Source organism: Sphaerochaeta sp. UBA5836, from assembly GCF_002432845.1.
GTDB lineage: Bacteria > Spirochaetota > Spirochaetia > Sphaerochaetales > Sphaerochaetaceae > Sphaerochaeta.
In genome coordinates this window covers 12,801-31,155 of the sequence record NZ_DJGW01000096.1, presented here as the reverse complement: position 1 = coordinate 31,155, position 18,355 = coordinate 12,801, and the positions used below count along the sequence as shown (strand labels likewise).

15 protein-coding genes are annotated in these 18,355 nt (G+C 54.1%); 5 read left to right on the top strand and 10 right to left on the bottom strand.

Features of this window, described 5'->3' with window-relative positions; all coding sequences use genetic code 11:
- Positions 1 to 636: class I tRNA ligase family protein (locus B3F49_RS09020; protein ID WP_293910539.1), on the top strand; the 636-nt coding region annotated here is incomplete at its 5' end.
- Between the two features lie 51 nt (positions 637 to 687).
- Here the strand turns inward: B3F49_RS09020 and B3F49_RS09015 are convergent.
- From B3F49_RS09015 to aroF, 5 genes are all read right to left on the bottom strand, one after another.
- Positions 688 to 1,164 (bottom strand): hypothetical protein, encoded by a 477-nt coding sequence (locus B3F49_RS09015; protein ID WP_293910537.1) that lies wholly within the window; start codon positions 1,162 to 1,164, stop codon positions 688 to 690.
- Between the two features lie 194 nt (positions 1,165 to 1,358).
- The gene (locus tag B3F49_RS09010; RefSeq protein WP_293895070.1) at positions 1,359 to 2,567 is read right to left on the bottom strand and encodes an L-serine ammonia-lyase; all 1,209 of its coding nucleotides are present in this window, start codon (positions 2,565 to 2,567) and stop codon (positions 1,359 to 1,361) included.
- 43 nt (positions 2,568 to 2,610) lie between these two features.
- On the bottom strand, positions 2,611 to 3,339 hold the full coding sequence (locus B3F49_RS09005) for a hypothetical protein (RefSeq protein WP_293910535.1): 729 nt from the start codon (positions 3,337 to 3,339) through the stop codon (positions 2,611 to 2,613).
- 6 nt (positions 3,340 to 3,345) lie between these two features.
- Positions 3,346 to 3,888 carry a DUF4416 family protein gene (locus tag B3F49_RS09000; protein ID WP_293895064.1) on the bottom strand — a complete coding sequence of 181 codons (543 nt, stop codon included), beginning with the start codon at positions 3,886 to 3,888 and terminating at the stop codon, positions 3,346 to 3,348.
- Position 3,889: 1 nt separating this feature from the next.
- Positions 3,890 to 5,800: a 3-deoxy-7-phosphoheptulonate synthase gene (gene aroF / locus B3F49_RS08995; RefSeq protein ID WP_293910533.1), complete on the bottom strand. Its 1,911-nt coding sequence runs from the start codon at positions 5,798 to 5,800 to the stop codon at positions 3,890 to 3,892.
- A 78-nt stretch (positions 5,801 to 5,878) separates the two neighbouring features.
- Here aroF and B3F49_RS08990 point away from each other — a divergent pair, with 78 nt between their 5' ends.
- A complete protein-coding gene (locus B3F49_RS08990) occupies positions 5,879 to 6,541 on the top strand; it encodes an endonuclease III domain-containing protein (protein ID WP_293895058.1) in 663 nt (220 codons plus the stop codon).
- Here B3F49_RS08990 and metF read toward each other — a convergent pair.
- The 5 genes from metF to B3F49_RS08965 form a co-directional block, all read right to left on the bottom strand.
- A complete protein-coding gene (metF, locus tag B3F49_RS08985) occupies positions 6,538 to 7,491 on the bottom strand; it encodes a methylenetetrahydrofolate reductase [NAD(P)H] (RefSeq protein WP_293895055.1) in 954 nt (317 codons plus the stop codon). The genes B3F49_RS08990 and metF overlap by 4 nt on opposite strands.
- Before the next feature lie 4 nt (positions 7,492 to 7,495).
- Complete coding sequence (gene metH / locus B3F49_RS08980) at positions 7,496 to 11,005, bottom strand: methionine synthase (RefSeq protein WP_293910531.1); 3,510 nt, start codon at positions 11,003 to 11,005, stop codon at positions 7,496 to 7,498.
- Between the two features lie 119 nt (positions 11,006 to 11,124).
- The gene (locus B3F49_RS08975; protein WP_293895049.1) at positions 11,125 to 11,538 is read right to left on the bottom strand and encodes an NIL domain-containing protein; all 414 of its coding nucleotides are present in this window, start codon (positions 11,536 to 11,538) and stop codon (positions 11,125 to 11,127) included.
- Complete coding sequence (locus tag B3F49_RS08970; protein WP_293910529.1) at positions 11,535 to 12,695, bottom strand: homocysteine biosynthesis protein; 1,161 nt, start codon at positions 12,693 to 12,695, stop codon at positions 11,535 to 11,537. Before B3F49_RS08970 ends, B3F49_RS08975 begins: the two co-directional genes overlap by 4 nt.
- Positions 12,696 to 12,705: 10 nt before the next feature.
- On the bottom strand, positions 12,706 to 13,038 hold the full coding sequence (locus B3F49_RS08965) for an NGG1p interacting factor NIF3 (protein WP_293895043.1): 333 nt from the start codon (positions 13,036 to 13,038) through the stop codon (positions 12,706 to 12,708).
- Between the two features lie 37 nt (positions 13,039 to 13,075).
- On the opposite strand from B3F49_RS08965, the gene pth reads away from it, so the two are divergent.
- From pth to B3F49_RS08950, 3 genes are all read left to right on the top strand, one after another.
- Positions 13,076 to 13,606, top strand: coding sequence for an aminoacyl-tRNA hydrolase (gene pth, locus B3F49_RS08960; RefSeq protein WP_293910527.1), 531 nt, complete (start codon positions 13,076 to 13,078; stop codon positions 13,604 to 13,606).
- Positions 13,607 to 13,703: 97 nt separating this feature from the next.
- Complete coding sequence (locus B3F49_RS08955; protein WP_293910525.1) at positions 13,704 to 17,051, top strand: alpha-amylase family glycosyl hydrolase; 3,348 nt, start codon at positions 13,704 to 13,706, stop codon at positions 17,049 to 17,051.
- A 51-nt stretch (positions 17,052 to 17,102) separates the two neighbouring features.
- Positions 17,103 to 18,350, top strand: a complete 1,248-nt coding sequence (locus B3F49_RS08950) for a cation:dicarboxylate symporter family transporter (RefSeq protein ID WP_293910523.1) — start codon at positions 17,103 to 17,105, stop codon at positions 18,348 to 18,350.
- Positions 18,351 to 18,355: the final 5 nt, after the last annotated feature.

Sequence of the window (18,355 nt, the reverse complement as noted above, 5' to 3'; positions counted from 1 at the left end):
GAGATCATCAGCGAGTACGGCGCCGACTCGATGCGCATGTATGAGATGTTCATGGGGCCGCTTGAAGTTTCCAAGCCTTGGGCTACGACCGGTTTGGTCGGTGTATATCGTTTCCTCGACCGCATCTACAGGCTCTTTGAGGAGCGGACCATCACCGATGAACAGCCTTCGGATGAGTTGAACAGGACGCTGCACAAGACAATCAAGAAGGTGACCTATGATACCAATACCCTGAACTTCAATACGGCGATCAGCCAGATGATGGTATTGGTCAACGAGCTGTACAAGGTCGAAACCCTGCCCAGGGTGGTGGCCGAGACTTTGGTCAAGCTGCTCGGCCCGTACGTTCCCCACCTTGCTGAAGAGCTGTGGGAGCGCCTTGGCCATAGTGGAGGTCTCTCAACCGTAGCATGGCCGCAGTTTGTTGAGGAGTTGACGGTCGACAACCAGATCGAGATGGTCTTCCAGGTTAATGGAAAGGTTCGTTCCAAGGTGATGGTTTCCAAAGGACTTGGCAAGGATGAAGTCCTGGCAATGGCAAAGAAGGACGAGAAGCTTGCGAGCTGGCTCGAGGGCAGGACGATCGTCAAGGAGATTGTCGTTGCCGACAAGCTGGTGAATATCGTTGTAAAATAACGAATCATGCATCACCACGCGAGAGGGAGCTCACGCGTGGTTTTTTTCTGTTCATTTCTCCAATACCAGATTCAACCTGAGCGTGCTGCTGTACTGCTGTGCATCACCCTTGAAAGGCTTGATCAAACGCGCCCAGAGCCGGCCGATGGAAACCTCTTCGTGCAGGGCTCCCTGTACATAATAGAGAAAAGGTTCGGAGCGCTCGAAATCCAATCCATTCTCCGATACCAACTGGTACATGACCATTTCCAACGGACTGGACAAGGGGGTGTGTTCAATATACACCCTGCCAAAGCCCGGGTGCTTGGCAACCAAGGAAACATCGCAAATCGGGATAAGAAGGGAAGCATCCAAAGTATTGAAAGGAAGGGGTTCTATGACAATGACCACATCGGTTGAAGGAGTCTGAAGGGAGATTGCCGCTCGAAGATCAGAGGGAACCAAAAAACACAACAAACACAAAAGAAAACCGCAATAGGCTGCCTTGCATAGCTGAATCCGCCTCCATGTCCTTGATATATGTTCCATACGCTCTTAGTACAGTATCTTAGGTAAAAAACCTGTGTCAAGTGTTTACCTATACGCTCAAAGCAATTCCTTGAAGAAATCATAATCACCAGAGAGTTATTTGTAAAGACAATCAAATTACATATACTATTTGTTTCTTGTATAGTGAAATAATATGGTATCTTCAAAACACCATTCTTATGACACAGCAAAGCCTAGCCGAGCACCTTTGCCAGACCACCCTTGCTTGTCTCCCGATAGAGGGATGGAAGTGCTTGCCCTGTTTCCATCATGACTTCGATGACACTGTCAAAGCTTACCTTGTGACGGCCGTCACCAAGCAGGGCATAGGAACAGTGGTCGAGCGAGCGCATGGCCGCCAAGGCATTGCGTTCTATGCAGGGAATCTGGACCAGACCCCGCATCGGATCGCAGGTAAGCCCCAGATGATGCTCAAGGCCCATCTCCGCCGCATACTCGATCTGATGGATGCTGCCTCCCAGAAGATGGGTGGCGGCAGCACCAGCCATTGCGCAGGCGACACCGATCTCACCCTGGCACCCCACCTCGGCACCGCTGATCGATCCATTGGTCTTCACTACATTGCCGATGATACCGGCGGTGAGGAGAGCCCTGAGAATTTTCACCTTGGGCAGCTTGTACTGCTTTGCCAAAAAGTAAAGGACCCCGGGGAGAACCCCGCAACTTCCACAGGTGGGTGCGGTGACGATCAAGCCGCCCCCGGCGTTCTCTTCGCTCACAGCCAAGGCATAGCTGAGAGCCAAAGCGGTACTCCCGAGCGGGCCGGAAAACTCGGTTGCCTTGGAGTTGTACTGGCTTGCCTTGCGTGCCAGCTTGAGTCCGCCGGGAAGAACGCCCTCGGCATCCAAACCGCGTTCAACGGCACTGCTCATGACATTCCAGACTTCCTCCATGTAGGTGAGAATTTGTGGACCCTCCCATTGGACGGCGAACTCCCACAGCTGAAGTCCTTCCTCGGAACAATATTCGAGTATCTGCTTCATCCTGGAATACTCTTTGGGATAAACACGCTTGGAAGCCTCTTCCTCGACCCCTTCAATAATGATCTTCCCGCCGCCCACACTATAGTAGGTCTGCTCATGGGTCACATTTCCTTGTGCATCATAGGAGCGGATGGACAAGGCATTGGGATGAAAGGGCTTCTCGATATCGGGATACCAAACGATCTCAACTTCGCTGCCCTCCTTGGCAAAGACCTCCCGCAGAGCCTTGTCGGTCAGGTGGCCTTTTCCCGTGGCGGCAAGGCTGCCGTACAAATCCGCCTCATACCGCGCCTGATGAGGATGCAATGAAAGAAAATGAGCCCCCGCAGAGCGCGGTCCCATGGTATGACTGCTGGAGGGGCCATAGCCGATCCGGAAAAGTTCGCGAAGGGATTCCATAGCCGAACTCTATCGGTTTATCCATAAAAAGGGAAGGTGTTTTCTACCAGAGGGGGGCTTTGGAAAGCGAGGTGGAGAAGGTGCCCTCAACCAGGTCCGCGTAGAGAGTCAGGCAAAGCTGCATCTCCTGATTCCACCAACGCTCGACAAGTCCTTCAGCTTCCACCTCGATGGCATCGTTCCAGAGAAAATAGAAGGATCGCTGGTCGCTTCTTTCGTTGATCCAGTACCCTGCAGGAAGATCGGCAAGCGTGATTGCGAGCTTAGGCAGAAGAATCAGGCTCTCTTGGTCCACAGTACCATTGAGCAGGTCAACCAAGAATTTCGAGGTGTCCAACAGAGCAACATCACAGGCCATTGCGACCAATGCCTCGCCATTGAGATTCTCTATTGCCTGGGCATTGTGGGGGTAGGCATCCAAGAGGAGACTGGCAAGCCGTCCCTGCTTCTGGTCCAGGACGATCGGCGTCCTGCACCCCGGATAGAAAAATCCTCCATAGGGAAACAGGCTTGAGAGAGGATAGGCGCAGAAAACAGTGAGCCGATCCCGCCTGACGGCGATGGTCGCCTTCGTTGTCCCGCCTTCCAAGTGCACATGCTTTAGATCCCCTGAGGCGTCATAATAGACGAGGGTATGCCACAGCGGACGATGGCTGACTTTCTTCCAAGGATGCTCTTCGGTGATGACAATCTCCACCTGCCTCTCATAGAGAGGGTTGAACTCACAACTGATGCAAAGAGCCAGAAGAGCAAAGCATACAAACCATTTCACACCACCTTAGGTGCAAAGACCGCCTTCCTGCTTCAACTGCTGCCGGTAATCATCCCTGAATTGTTCAAACAACGTTCTCACCCCTTCACTTTGGTAATCGGCATAGGTCCACTTCAAGCCATGGAACGCGTGGTTTTCATAGTGCAGCGTCACTTCGGCGTATATGCCGTCACTGAGGGGGATGCGATGACTGCGATTCTTCGTGGTGGCGAGAATGAGATTCTCCAGACACAGCAATCCCGGGTCGAGATTCACCTCTCGCTTTGCATCCACCCGATACAGGTCCTCCAGTGCATTGGTCTCACGCTTGATTGCGGAGAGCCGTGCCGGGTCGACCAATGTCTTGAACTGCAGGTAACAGCGATACGGCTTCGATCCCATCTCCCGATCGTAATAATCAGTATAGGTAAAGAGTGTGAGGGCACTTTGGTTCAAAACAGGGCCGTAATGGGTTTCAAGACGAGAGACAACCGGCTCGAGGAGAGCCGGATCTTTTACCAACACCCCCATTATCAAGGACCTGGGGGTGAACGAAAGCAGCCGTCCCATCCTACAAGTTTGAGGTGAACGTCCCCAGAACCCGTACCGAAAGACAGAGCTCCGACAGTTCAGCCAACGCAACATCGAAGGCACCGCTTTCCCCGAGTTCGGTCTCGACGAAGAACGAATACTCCCAAGGCTTTCCGGGTATCGGACGGCTCTCCAGCTTCTTCATGTTCAGGCCATGCTTGGTCAAGACCAACAAGGCGGAAAACAGGGAGCCCGGACGATCGGGAACAGTGAACCGCAGTGAGGCGCGGTTTACGGCCGAAGTCGACCGGAAGACTGCGCTGCGCTCCTCACGGCAGATGATATAGAAGCGGGTATAGTTGCGGGGATTGCTTTCAATGCCTTCCTCCAGGATCTCCATTCCGTACACCTTTGCAGCCGGAGCTCCGGCGATGGCGGCCTTGGTGGGATCCTTTGCCTCCTTGACATAGGCTACCGCACCGGCGGTATCGAAGAAGGGGATGGCCTGGGCATGGGACATTTCATGCTGCAGATACTCGGTACACTGTGCCAATCCTTGCGGATGGGAGTAGATCTCCCTGATATTCTCCTTCTTTGAACCGGGAAGTCCGATGAGATTGTGGATAATCCTGATCTGCTGTTCCCCCACCACCTGGATGGCCTGATGCCGGTCAAGCAAATCCAGATTCTCATAGATGGTGCCGCCAAGCGTGTTTTCCAAAGGAATCATGCCATAGGAGGCCCTGCCCTGCAGTACCGCCTCGAACACATCGGGGAAGGACTTGCAAGGAAGGACATCGGTGGACTCGCCAAACGCCCTGCGGATGGCGAGCTCGCTGTACGCTCCACGCTCTCCTTGGAAGGCAACAACCAACTGATCGGTTGCAACTGAAGGCCCCTTGCCCAGGCTGAGGGTTTCAGGCAGGATGCGAGGGATGCGCTCCAAGGATTTGCCGACAACCGCACTGAGAGCCTGCAGGTCGCGCATCAGTTTCTCAAACTGGGAGGGATACAGGGACTGGGGACCGTCGCTGAGTGCTTTTTCAGGATTATCATGCACCTCGACGATCAAGCCGGAGGCTCCGCCGGCGATCAAGGCAAGACTCATCGGGCTTACCATATCCCTCAGGCCCGTTGCATGGCTGGGATCCCCGATGACCGGAAGATGGGTCATTTTTTGTACAACAGGTATGGCGGAGACATCCAGGGTGTTGCGGGTGGCCCGCTCATAGGTGCGGATGCCGCGTTCGCACAATACAACCTGGTCGGTTCCACTGGCCATCAGGTATTCGGCTGCCATCAGCCACTCCTCGATCGTGGCGCAAAGGCCCCGTTTGAGCAGTACCGGCATGCCGGTCTTCCCGACCGCCTTGAGCAGTTCAAAATTCTGCATGTTCCTTGCACCGATCTGGAACATGTCGATGTACTTGGTCATCATGGGAGCATCGGAAGGATTGACGATTTCTGTGGTAACCGGCATGCCGTACTTCTCCCCCGCTTCCTTGAGGTACTTCAAACCCTCTTCCCCCAACCCTTGGAAGGCATAGGGACTGGTTCGGGGCTTGAAGGCACCGCCGCGAAGAATCACGGCTCCTGCTTCCCGAACCGAGGCGGCGATGCTCATGATCTGCTGTCGCGACTCGACCGCGCAGGGACCGGCAATGATTGCAATACGATTTCCGCCGATCTTCACCTTGCCGACGGTAACAATGGTATCCTCTTTTTTCAACTCACGCGAAGCAAGTTTATACGGTTTGCTGATGGGTACGACACTGGCCACTCCCTCAAGCAACTCAACTTCACGAATATCGAGGGTGCTCCGGCCGACTGCACCGAAGACAGTCTCTTCCTGCCCAATGATTTCCTTGACGGTGTAGCCTTTTCCCATCAGAAAGGACCTGATCGACTCTTTCTGCAGTTCGCTGATTTGTTTTTTCAGTACGATTATCATGAAAATACGCTAGAGCGTAACCATAAAAAGGTCAAGGGAGCGTTGCTTTTTTTGCTCTGGCATGGTAGGTGATTGCACATGGATGAACACTATTGGGATGACCTGTTTGCACAATTCAGAGAAGCCATCGAGAAGGAGGGGCAACTACTGCCCTCGGTCTCGATTATCGCCGAGCGGGAGAACGACCCATTCCACGTGCTGATCGCAACCCTCATCTCACTCAGAACCAAGGATGAGGTCACCCTTGCAGCGAGCCAACGGCTCTTTGCCCTGGCCGGCGATCCCTATGCCATGGCCGGCCTCTCCGAAGAGGCCATCGAGCAGGCCATCCATCCTGCCGGGTTCTATAAAACAAAGGCAAGAAACATCCGCCTGATTTCAGAAATCCTGATAGCACAGTACAATGGCAGGGTACCCGACACACGGGAGCAGCTGCTTGCACTGCCTGGGGTGGGGATAAAGACCGCGAATCTCACCTTGAATCTAGGGTATCAGATTGATGCAATTTGTGTGGACTGTCATGTACACCAGATTGCCAACCGCCTGGGCTGGGTCGAGACAAAAACACCCGAGCAGACCGAAATTGCCTTGCAGCATGTCATGCCCAGGCGTTTCTGGATACCGCTGAATGAACTCTTGGTACGCTTCGGCCAGCTGATCTGCACACCGGTCAGCCCTTTCTGCAGCAAATGCCCACAGGCCGAACGCTGTCCCAAAATCGGTGTAGTGCGCAGCCGCTAATAACAGGAGCGAACGACGCTTGCAACCGACTCCGCCTTGCCAAGCGTGTAGAAATGCACAGACGGTGCTCCATGGGCAAGCAGGTCCTTCGTCTGAAGCGTGCACCAATGCACCCCGATCTCACGAATCTCAGCAAGCTTGGTGGCTTTGGTCAGCTGCTCGACCAACTCGGAGGGGAAATCGACATGGAAGGTTTGGGGAATGGTGGCCAAATCCCGTTTGCTTCCAATTGGTTTGAGTCCCGGGATGATGGGAACGGTAATGCCGGCCTTTCTGCAGGCATCGACGAACCGGTAATACACCGCATTATCGAAAAACATCTGGGTCACAATATAGTGGGCTCCTGAGTCCACCTTGTGCTTGAGCATTTCAATATCTCGTTCAAGGTTTGGTGCTTCGGCATGCTTTTCGGGATAGCCTGCAACTCCTATACAGAAATGGGTCTTCCGGGCATTTTGCAAATTCTGGTCCAAGTACCTGCCCATATTCAAGTCATTGATCTGGCTTACCAACTCGCTGGAGTGCTCATACCCTCCCTTGACCGGGACAAACCGCTTCTCCCCGTTTGGCGGATCTCCACGAAGGGCAAGCACGTTCTCAATCCCCAGGAAGTTCAGTTCAACCAAGGCATCCTCAAGCTGATCTTGGTCCATGCCCCCGCAGATCAGGTGGGCCACCACCGGGATGTTGAAGGTATACTGGATCAAGGCGGAGAGGGCGATGGTTCCCGGTCTCTTCCTGACAGTCCTGCGTTCCAAAAGACCATCAGGGCGTTCAAGGTAGACCACCTCCTGCTGATGGTTGGTGACATTGATGTACGCAGGCTCGAACTGGGAGAGCTGGCGCACAGTTTCCAACAGCGTCTGGGCATCACCACCCTTGAGGGGAGGTACCAGTTCGAAGGTAAACAGGGGGCGCTTGGCCTGTCGGAGTATGTCGATTACTTGCATGGCCTCAGTATTCCATACCACCAAGCAGTGTGGCAAGCGCCTCGATCGTTACCCCTTTTCTCTTTGCATAGAGGGCTTTTTGCTCTTCACTGACCTGTTGCACGCCAAAGTAACGAAGATGCTCCCCGCCAATGAGCATTCCGCACACTGATGAGGGAGGATCCATGGCAAAGCTTTCGGTCAGTCGGACCTGGATGTTGGCTGTCGCATCCAGCAGGGAGAACAGCGTTTGTTTCTCGCTGTGATCACTCCAGGACGGGTAACCGGGAGCCGGTCGGATGAAAGAGAGGTCGTCCTCCGTCCACAACTGCTGCAGCTGAATCTGGGCCTGCTCCGCCAACACCTCGGCTAGCCGGTCGGCCAGCAGTTTGAGAGAGAGCAACTGCATGGTCTTTCCCTCAACTTCCAATCGCTTCAGATACCGGTCCAGGGTGAGGGAGGAAGTGGCGACAAACAGACCCACCGTATCATCGGGTGCAATATAGTCTGCGAGACACAAACCGCTTTGCTCATCGCGGAGGAAGTAGAAGCAGGCATCACCTACCTTGACCTGCAAGCGGTCGCTGGAAGCGGGAAACAAGCCGTAGACGATTTTACATCCTGCTTCGAAGAGGCTGATGATTTCAGGCTCGCCAAGCAGGGCTTTCCCTTCGGCAATGAGGTTCTTCCCCTCCAGGCTGTCATAAGGCACCTTCCAGGCCGAGCAGTACATGCGCCAATTGATGCCGGATGCCAAATCCTTCAGGCTGAAGTCGGTTTTAGTGAATACGCCGTAGACCTTGGCTTTGGTGCCCTGCTGCTTCTGGCCTCTCTTGAGCAGGGCCTCTGCGTAGAAGGATTGGCTCTGTTTTGGCCCCCGATGCTCTTCCCTCAGTTGCTGATAGACAGCTTGTACAGTACGTTTATAGGCTTTCCCATCCGGGCCTACCACCTGTTTTGCGGCCAAGGCCATGGCCGATGCATCCTTGGTTTGAATTACCGCCTCGGAGTAGAGGACGGAGAGCTTGACCGCCGTATGCAGTTCACTGGTGGTCGCACCCCCAACAAATATGGGAATGGAGGAACCCTTCTCTTCAAACAGCTTGATGACATTCTCCATCTCCTTCAGAGAAGGTGTGATCAGGGCGCTCAGCCCGACCAAGTCTGCCTTGTGGCTTACGGCAGCTTCCCAGATGACCTGGGGAGGAACCATCACCCCGAGGTCGATCACCTCGAAGCCATTGCAGCGAAGAATCAGATTGACGATGTTCTTGCCGATATCATGCACATCGCCCTTGACAGTGGCCATCACGGCAACCGGCCGTTTTTGACTGCTTGAATCAAGAGCATTCTGTTGCAAATATTCAGCTATCCTCGGTTGGAGGATATCAACAGCTAGTTTCATTGTGCGTGCACTTCGTACTACCTGGGGGAGGAACAGCTTGCCCAGCCCGAAGAGCCGGCCTACTTCCTTCATGCCGTCCATCAGAGGCCCTTCCACCAACGAAAGGGGATTCTCGCCCTCAAGCTCCTGCAGGTCCTGCTCCAAGTATGCATGGTCTCCTGCAAGAACGGCGTCGAAGAGACGTTCGGCGGCACTTCGCCGGCTGCGGTCGGCTCTCTGCTGCGGCGGCGTCTCATCCTCTTGCACTTCAAGGGCGAGAGCAATCAGGTTCGCCCGGTTTTGTGACAAGTCCTCATCATCTGCAAGCAGGGCTTTCTCTATGACCGAGCGTGTTTTCTCGTCCAAGCTCTCCGGCTTGACAAGAGTTGCCGGATTGATGATCGCCATATCCAGGTCTGCAAGGGAGAGCAGCACTGCATGCATCGCTGTTCGGATCGCCTCATTTCCGCGAAAGGAGAAACTGAGATTCGACACCCCGCCGCTTGTGTGGCAAAGCGGATACCTCGCTTTCAAGGTCCGGGTGGCGAGAATGAAATCACGGGCATAGGTGTCATGCTCTTCAATTCCGGTGGCAATCGACAGGACATTCGCATCGAAGATGATGTCCTGTTCCCTGATGCCTGCATTGACAAGCAAGGCATGGCTGCGTTCGGCTATCGCCATTTTTCTCTCATAGGTGGCAGCCTGTCCCTCTTCATCAAAGAGCATCACCACCATGGCATGTCCGTACCGGGCAATCTGCCTGGCATGCCTGATGAAGCTTTCTTCGCCTTCCTTCAGGCTGATGGAGTTTACAATCCCCCTGCCCTGCACCTCGCCAAGGGCCTCTTCGATTACCGACCAGTCGGAGGAGTCGATCATGATTGAAGCCTTGCTCACCGAGGGATCGCCGGCGATATGGCGCAAGAACGAGCGCATGCCCGCTTTTGCATCGAGCATGGATGCATCCATGCAGACATCCAACACCCGGGCTCCCTGAGCTACTTGCCGGCGGGCGATGGCCAGGGCCTCCTCCCACTTCTCTTCTTTGATCAAGCGGGCGAATTTGCGCGATCCTGCAACGTTCGTACGTTCACCGATCACCAGCAGTTCGTTGGGTTTTACCTCTATCGAATCAAGACCGCTCAGCATCAAAGAAGTGGAGGGTTCGTGCCTGCTTCTGGGAACTGCCTTGTGGCAGGCCCGGGCCAAGGCGGCTATATGAGAAGGGGTGGTGCCACAACATCCGCCAAGGATGTTGAGTCTGCCCTGTTGCAAAACCCCTGCAAGTTGGTCTGCCATCGTATCGGGAGCAAGGGTGTAGACACCCTCCTTGTCGGGAAACCCTGCGTTGGGATGGGCGCTGACATAGAAAGGACAGATTGCATCAAGCTCCTCGATGAGGGGGAGCATTTGTTCGGGGCCTGTCGAGCAGTTCAACCCCAAGCTGAAAAGGGGAAACGGACTGAGGCTGGTTACAAAGGCCTCAAGCGTCTGGCCGCTGAGCGTTCGCCGGCTCTGGTCGCTGAAGGTGACGCTGACCATGATCGGGATGGTTTTGCCCTCCTCGGCCATGGCATCGAGGCAGGCAAGGATGGCACTCTTGGCAGCAAGCGTATCAAATACGGTTTCAATCAGAAGCAGATCCACGCCTCCCTGAACCAAGGCCCGCGCCTGCTCTCGATACATCGAAAAGAAATCCGAAAAATCACTCTGCCGGTAGGCGGGGTCTTCCACCTTCGGGGAGAAGGAAAGGGATCGGTTGGTCGGCCCGAGGACCCCGGCAACGAAGGCGTAACCATCATTTGCGGCCTCGAAATCGGCAGCCGCTTCACGCGCAATTTCACAGGCAGCCTGGTTGATGGTTTGCACCTGGTCCTGCAGGCCATACTCAGCCAGATTGAAGGCATTGGCGCAGAAGGTATTGGTCTCGATAATGTCGGAACCTGCCTCGAGGTATTGCCGATGAATCGCATATATGACATCACCACGGGTGAGATTGATCACCTCGTTGCATCCATAGGCGGCAAGATCCTCAAGCGTATAGTCTTCGACGGTCAAGCCCTGGCTTTGGATCATGGTTCCCATCGCCCCGTCAAGCAATACAACACGCTCAGAGAGCAGTCTTTTCAGGTATTCCGTTCGGTTCATTGCAGTATATCCCTCCAAAGGCTGTGGATACTCGGTTCGATGGTCCAAAACCAATTGATTACTTACTACTATCGGGCATCCTCCCAATGTAGGACATCAATCTATACATTGGTGTTGTCTTACGCTTCCCGCTCATGGGAAACCTCGAAGAGGCGCAGCGGGCAGGCTTGGGTGCACAATCCGCACACTACGCAGAGCGAAACATCGAAGACCAACTTTGCCTCGCTGTTCATCCTCAGCGCCCTTGGCGAACAGACTGCGGTGCAAGCGCCGCAGTGGATGCAGCCTTCCTCCCGAAAGAGCAGTTCCTTGACCATTTCGGAGACGATGACACCGGCATCAGAGAGGTAGATTACACTGGCATCGAGGTTCTGCTCGGTTCCGGAAAGCTCAACAATGAGCTTGCCTCCCCGACCACTGGCGACATCGGCATTGAGAATGTTGATGTCCACATCGTAGGTGCGGGCAAGTTTGCTGACAATCGGCTGCTCCACCAAGGTGGGAGAGAAGCGTAAGGCATAGCGTCGTTTCATTGCTCACCTCCTTCACGGGGAACCAAGGGTTTGACAAAGCTGTCCTTGGGGAACATCTGTACCGGTTCGGTAAGGAAGAACCGTTTCTCACGAATCCATCGGCCCAGCAGCTCGGCGATCTCCCGTGCCTTTGCAAGCGAAGAAAGAGGAGCAGTCCTGACTTGTTTGCCGTCAGGGAGGGTGACACTGCCGCTTGCAAGCTCGGCATAGGAGACGGTCCCCACCGCCGGGTGATTCTCTTGTCCATAGTCGAGGATGGTGGTCTCGATCTGGTCGTTGGAGATGCTCAGATGCTTGGCCATCCTCTCGTCCAGAACCGGGATGGGAATCCCGATGCCGACAAAAAGGGATACACCGTACTTCTCATAGTAAGCCGACCTGATGTAGTCGGCTGACATCTGCTTTGCATCACCGATTACCGCCAGGGTGGCTCCCGGGAGCTTGGGAATCCCAAACTCATTGCGCTCCCGCCTGGTGTTGAACTGAGTGCCGTTCCAAACCACATACCCTTCGGTACCACCGAGGAAAATACGGGTTCCAAGGCCGATGGTCCGTAAAAACGGGTCGTTGAGCAGGGGGCTGAGTTCTCCGCTGGTGGAGTAGGTGACATTGCTGTAGCGGGGAAGAAGGCTTCCCATATACGTGTATTTGATCCGATTGGTGCTGTTCGTAGCTGCAGCGTAGTTCTGGTAGGCGTTGCGGGGATTGAACAGGTAGAACTCGTTGACCGTCTCCTTGTTGATCCAGGTGTCGATTTCCTTGGTCGGATAACAATCGGTTCCCTTGCCCCTGGCATGCAGACGCACATCCTTGCCGCGAATGAGATCCTCGATGACATTGGCCCCGCCATAGGTTGGATCGAATTTTGATTCGCTGGTTGCTCCGATATAGGTATCGACTGCAGCAAGCCCTTCATAGGCACTCACCCCGTTGATGGAGATCTCCTCCATCCTGATGCCCGGAGACCAATGGCCGAAATTGATGATTGCCCCCGAGGAGCACATCGGACCGAATGTGGCTGTGGTGACCACATCCACTTCCTGGGCCAGCTCAGCCAAGCTCTTTTCTTTTGCCATTTTGGTAAAGACCTCGGCTGTAACCACCACCGCCTTACCTGTTTTGATCTTCTCATTGATCTGGGCAATCGTTTTTGCCATAGAAGCTCCTCTATTCGTTGAACTCGACCCCCTCAAGGGTCAAGACCGGGATTAAATGATAGGCTGGGACCTCGTAGGGATGGCTGTCCAAGAGGGCTTGGACCGCCTGGGCGGCATGCTCTTCATCGACAACCAATTCTAAACGCCACTGTGGCACTTGTTCAAGCGTTCCCACCTGCCCAAGGAAGGGAGAACTTCCAGCAAGGGGCCGCCATTGTCCGGTTCCCAGGGTTTGGAAGCAACATCGGTCGTAAGCGCCCATGGTACCGGCCCCTGCATTGAAAACAGCTTCCTTGACCACCTCCAGATGCGACTGGGGAACATAGAAAACCATCACGTACATCGTTGCATGCCTCCCGTATTGCCCGTATGATACGGCTATGGTAAAGCTTCTGGTATTTCTGGGCAACCCTGGCAAGGCGTACGCTAAAACACGGCACAATGTCGGCTGGATGGTTGCCGAACATCGGTATCCTCACGCAAGCTGGAGCGAGAAGTTCCATGGTCTGGTGAGTCTTGACAACTCGACCAGGCTGCTCAAACCCACCACGTATATGAACGAAAGCGGCAGGTCGGTCCGTGCCTGCATGGATTTCTACGGATATGCTATAGATGAGATACTGGTCATACACGACGATCTGGAGCTGCCGTTCGGAACACTGCGGCTGCAAAAAGGCGGGGGACTGGGAGGACACAACGGCCTGAAATCAATCAAGGCGCATACCCAAAGCGACCAGTTTTTCAGGTTGAGAATCGGCATCGGCAGACCGACTCACGGCCCGGTTGCATCCTTCGTGCTGGAGCGGTTTACCCAGGAAGAGGAGATTTCCTTGCCATTGGTGATCAATCTTGCAGTAAGAATGCTCACAGACACATATTCTTCTCTACCGGTAACAAAAACATTAGTCTAACAGTACCCATTTTTCAAGAAAGGGGTTACATCCATGAGCTCTCATGGTATACTGACTGTACTGTTCATGGATGAATCCACCCGCAGGGAGGCGCGCTTTGATTACACGTGATTTCCGCATTTCAGTTCGCACCAGGACTGAAATGGATTTTTTTCCAGCGTTGTTTCCGTCGGATTCCGATCTTCTTTCGCTCTACAAGCAAGCAACGGAACTCGCATACATCTACAACAGCAAGGTGAAGGCAAAGGGTGGCAATGACTGGGTTTCTGCAGGAAAACTCCATGCCACAGCAGTACTTCATCAGCTCTATCAGAGTGTTCTCAGTCGATACCTCAGCGACAGCGAACCAGATTTCTTCACCCGCCTTACCGCCCTTATCAACAAGAACCATGCCGCCCAGGAGGTTCTTGCCTTCTACATAAAGGAGTTTCCCTCTCCCCTTTTGGTGCAGCAGTCGCTTCCTCTGGATTACTTTTATGAAGAGTCGCTTCGCGGCTACTTCCTGCATCAGGTCATGCAGGAGAATCCCGCCCTCATCGCTGCCGCAAAACCCTTTCTTGCTCCCGAAGGCCTCACCTTCCCCCAAGCTTCCCAGGCGGTTACGGCCCTGCTTGGCGGGTATACCAGGGCATCCGCGGCCATGGCAAACAGCGATTCGGACATTTTCTCCTTTCTCACCCGGCCGGCAAAGCTCTATCCGGACTCGTTGCTCGACCAAATCAGCTATATTCTTGAAGCTTGGGCTGATCTGATCCCGCAGAACCTGAAAACAATGCTCCTCAGGGCCATCGATTTCGTACAGGAAGAGGACAAGCCGCACTACCCGCCGGTTGGCGGCGGAGGAAGTCCGGTGATGGTTGTCCCCGACTACAGCATTTTCGACCATGAGTACGAGGCTTTTACCGCTGACAGGAACTGGATGCCCAACGTCATCATGATGGCAAAGTCAACGTTGGTGTGGCTGGACCAGCTTACCAAGGAGTACGGCTATCCCATCGACACACTGGACAAGATTCCTGATCAGGAACTGGAGAAACTCTCCTCGCGCGGCTTTACCGCCTTGTGGCTCATCGGGCTGTGGGAACGCAGTCCAGCAAGCAAGAAGATCAAGAACTTGTGCGGCAATCCCGATGCCGAGGCATCGGCCTACTCGCTGAAGAACTATGAGATTGCAGAGGCCATCGGGGGATGGCAGGCATTGGACAACCTGCGCCAGCGTTGCAGCCGCTACAACATCCGCCTGGCCAGCGACATGGTGCCCAACCACACAGGCATCGATGGCGACTGGGTTTTCAACCACAGCGAGTATTTCATCCAGCAGGATTATCCTCCCTTCCCTTCCTATACGTATGACGGCCCCAATCTCTCCTCCGACTCGAATGTGGAAATCAAGCTGGAGGACCACTATTATGACCGCAGCGATGCTGCCGTCACATTCAGGCGCCGAGACCTCCGCTCTGGACAGACTTCGTATATTTTCCACGGCAACGATGGGACTTCGATGCCCTGGAACGATACCGCCCAACTCGATTTCCTCAATCCAGCCACCCGCGAGGCTGTGTATCAGCAGATCAAGCATGTCGCGAGCAACTTCCCGATCATTCGGTTCGATGCCGCAATGACTCTGGCAAAGAAACACATCCAGCGGCTCTGGTATCCAAAACCGGGCCACGGCGGTGATATTGCAGGCCGCACCCAGCATGGGATGGACGAACTTGAGTTCAACCAGAGAATCCCCCAGGAGTTCTGGCGGGAGGTGGTTGACCGCATCAACGAGGAGCTTCCCGACACCCTGCTGCTTGCCGAAGCTTTCTGGATGATGGAAGGATACTTTGTTCGTACATTGGGGATGCATCGAGTCTACAACAGCGCATTCATGAACATGCTCAAGAACCAGGAGAACCAGAAGTATCGGGAGACGATCAAGAACACCATCGCTTTCGAACCTGAAATCCTCAAGCGCTTTGTCAACTTCATGAACAATCCCGACGAGGAGACGGCGGTCGCCCAATTTGGAGACGGGGACAAGTACTTCGGTGTTTGCACCCTGCTGGCCACCATGCCCGGCCTGCCGATGTTCGGCCATGGCCAGATCGAGGGCTATCGCGAGAAATATGGCATGGAGTACCGCCGTGCATATTGGGATGAAAGACCCAACCAGCATCTGGTGGATGAACATTATCGAAGAATCTTTCCGCTTTTGCGAAAGCGGTATCTATTCAGCGGTGTCGATTACTTCCAGCTCTTCGACCTCTATCGGGATGGATCGGTACAACAGTCGGCCTTCTGCTATGTAAACGGCACCGAGCGGGAACGCGCCTTGGTGCTCTACAACAACCAGTATGAGTGCGTGGAAGGCTGGATCAAGACCAGCTCCCCCAAATTGCTGAAGGTCGGTGAGGATAAACGAAGCGAAACCACAAGCCTCGCCGAGGCTCTCGGTTTGACTGTGGGCGGAAGAAGGTACCTCCTTTATGATTCGTTCAACGAAGGCCTTACCTATATGAAACCTTCGCTGAAGGTATATGACGAAGGGTTTGCCGTCCAGCTTAAGGGTTTTGAGACAAAGGTGTTCTTGAACATCCGCGAGGTTGAGGATGTCGACGGCACCTACTCCGAGCTGTATGAGCAGATCGGGGATGGAGGAATACCCAATCTTGAACAGGAAATCCTTGCACTCCGCCTCAAGCCTGTGTACAAGGCGATGGAGAGCTTCCATTCGGAGAGCTTTTTCAAGCAGATCAGGCTCATCCTTGGAGGAGAAGCCACCAGCAAGAGCGAACGAAAACTCATTCTCACCTTGGCTGAGGCCTACGCCCATCTAGTGGCTGCCGTGGAGAACCTGCATCCCGCTGCCAAAAAATCACTGCCATCCCTGCCGCAGGATGTCAATCCCGCCCAGATGCTCTCACAAGTCCAGCGGTACAGCACCCTCTTCAAACAAGAGGAAACCCGGGTCTTTCTGCACGGCTCGCGCATCCTTGACGAAATGGAGGCGGTGGTCGCAGCCTCCTTCTTCCTCAAACCGTTCCTCAGCAATGAGGCAACCATCGGCGAGGCGATGCGGGCGAGCGACACCCTGCTGCTCTCGCGATTCTTCTCCAAGGAGCTGGGTGAAGCGGGATTCACCCAGGAAGCCGCCAGAAGAGCCTGTCACAGCGCTGCCATTCTTGCAAGCGCAGCCTTCATGGTGGACGACAGCATGGAAGATCCCAAGCAGATACTGAGGCAATTGCTTTCCGACCCCAGTCTTGCCAAGTATGCACAGGTCAACGAGTATCAGGGAGTAACGTGGTATGCAAAGGAGGCAATGCAAGAGATCATCTATTTTTCAGCACTCTCTCTTGCCGTAATCAAGGGAATGGGAAATATCAGCTCCTTCATAAAGGACCTGATGGAAGCTGAGATGCAGTCTGGATATAAGCTTGAGCAACTATTGGGCTGAAAAGCGACGTTTGATTGACTTGCTGCATCTGATAAGATACTCTTGGATGGTATGAAAACCTGGATAAGCTATCTGGCTGCAACGGCCTTGGGCTTGGCTGCAACCCTTTTATTTGGAGAGTCGGGAATATTCCAACAAGTGATGTATACCATCACCGCTCTTTTTGTGCAGCTCGGCGGTTTCGTATTGATTCCACTGGTCTTTTTCGGCTTTTCGAGCGGAATAGCATCCCTGCGAAAAGACAGCAAGGGAGGGGTGTTTGCACGAACCACCCTGCTCTGGAGTGTGTTTTCAACCCTGCTGTTGGTGCTCTCTTCCGCTCTTGTCTTCAGGTTCTTCCCTTCCTATTTCCCTGCCAGCACCAGTGCAGGCAGTGATGCTTCCACGCTTTCCATAATCGCACCCCAATCGCTTTCCACCCTGTTTGAGTCGATGCTTCCGGTCAACCCATTCTATACCTTGGCCAATGCTGAAAGCTTTTTGCTTCCTGTTTTGGTGACAGCCTTGGTCTTCGGGTATTTCCTGAAACCAAATGTGGAGGTCATCAGACCGGCCTACGTGACCATGAACTCCCTCAGCGAGACCATGTTCCGTCTCGCGAGGGCCTACAGCACCACGGGTCACTTCTTTCTGTTCTTTGCATCCTCCTACTGGTTCAGCCACCTGCAGATGGAGGGGACCATTTTTGTTGCCGGCAGATTTTTGCTTATGCTGATCACAGCAACCCTTTCGGTCATCCTGGTTGTGCTGCCGCTTCTCTTTGGTCTGGTCACCCGTTTCCGTGTCAATCCCTATGTAGTCATCTACCGCATGCTCGCTCCGGCTGCAGCAGGGCTCTTCAGCGGCAGCATCTTCTTTTCCAGCCCGATCACCATCTCACTTTCCAGGCACAACCTTGGTTGCCAGAAACGCGTAAGTGCCACCGCCATTCCGCTGTACACCCTCATCGGCAGGGGAGGTTCGGCAATGATTGCCACCTTGAGCATTCTCAGCCTGCTCTATGCAGCCACGCAATCCATGCCTGCCGACAAGGTCATCCTTTTCGTCGCCCTGGCCAGTGCTCTCTTTGCCTACGCAAGTCCGCTTTACCTCGGCTACGAGGTATTCTTCATCTCCACCATCGCCTTGCAATTTCTGAAGATTGACTTGTACGGTGCTGAAATGACGCTCATCGCCCTGATGCCGATCCTCAACGGCTTGGGGATTCTCGTGGATTCCTACATTGCCGCCTTTGGCAGTGCCTACACCTGTCAACGGCTCGGGGTTCTCACTGAGAGTTCCTACCGCGATATTTTGTAAGATAC

Coding starts and splice junctions, on each gene's coding strand:
- B3F49_RS09015 (WP_293910537.1), bottom strand. CDS start 1,164: ATGGAACATATATCAAGGACATGGAGGCGGATTCAGCTATGCAAGGCA.
- B3F49_RS09010 (WP_293895070.1), bottom strand. CDS start 2,567: ATGGAATCCCTTCGCGAACTTTTCCGGATCGGCTATGGCCCCTCCAGC.
- B3F49_RS09000 (WP_293895064.1), bottom strand. CDS start 3,888: ATGGGACGGCTGCTTTCGTTCACCCCCAGGTCCTTGATAATGGGGGTG.
- aroF (WP_293910533.1), bottom strand. CDS start 5,800: ATGATAATCGTACTGAAAAAACAAATCAGCGAACTGCAGAAAGAGTCG.
- B3F49_RS08990 (WP_293895058.1), top strand. CDS start 5,879: ATGGATGAACACTATTGGGATGACCTGTTTGCACAATTCAGAGAAGCC.
- metF (WP_293895055.1), bottom strand. CDS start 7,491: ATGCAAGTAATCGACATACTCCGACAGGCCAAGCGCCCCCTGTTTACC.
- metH (WP_293910531.1), bottom strand. CDS start 11,005: ATGAACCGAACGGAATACCTGAAAAGACTGCTCTCTGAGCGTGTTGTA.
- B3F49_RS08975 (WP_293895049.1), bottom strand. CDS start 11,538: ATGAAACGACGCTATGCCTTACGCTTCTCTCCCACCTTGGTGGAGCAG.
- B3F49_RS08970 (WP_293910529.1), bottom strand. CDS start 12,695: ATGGCAAAAACGATTGCCCAGATCAATGAGAAGATCAAAACAGGTAAG.
- B3F49_RS08965 (WP_293895043.1), bottom strand. CDS start 13,038: ATGTACGTGATGGTTTTCTATGTTCCCCAGTCGCATCTGGAGGTGGTC.
- pth (WP_293910527.1), top strand. CDS start 13,076: ATGGTAAAGCTTCTGGTATTTCTGGGCAACCCTGGCAAGGCGTACGCT.
- B3F49_RS08950 (WP_293910523.1), top strand. CDS start 17,103: ATGAAAACCTGGATAAGCTATCTGGCTGCAACGGCCTTGGGCTTGGCT.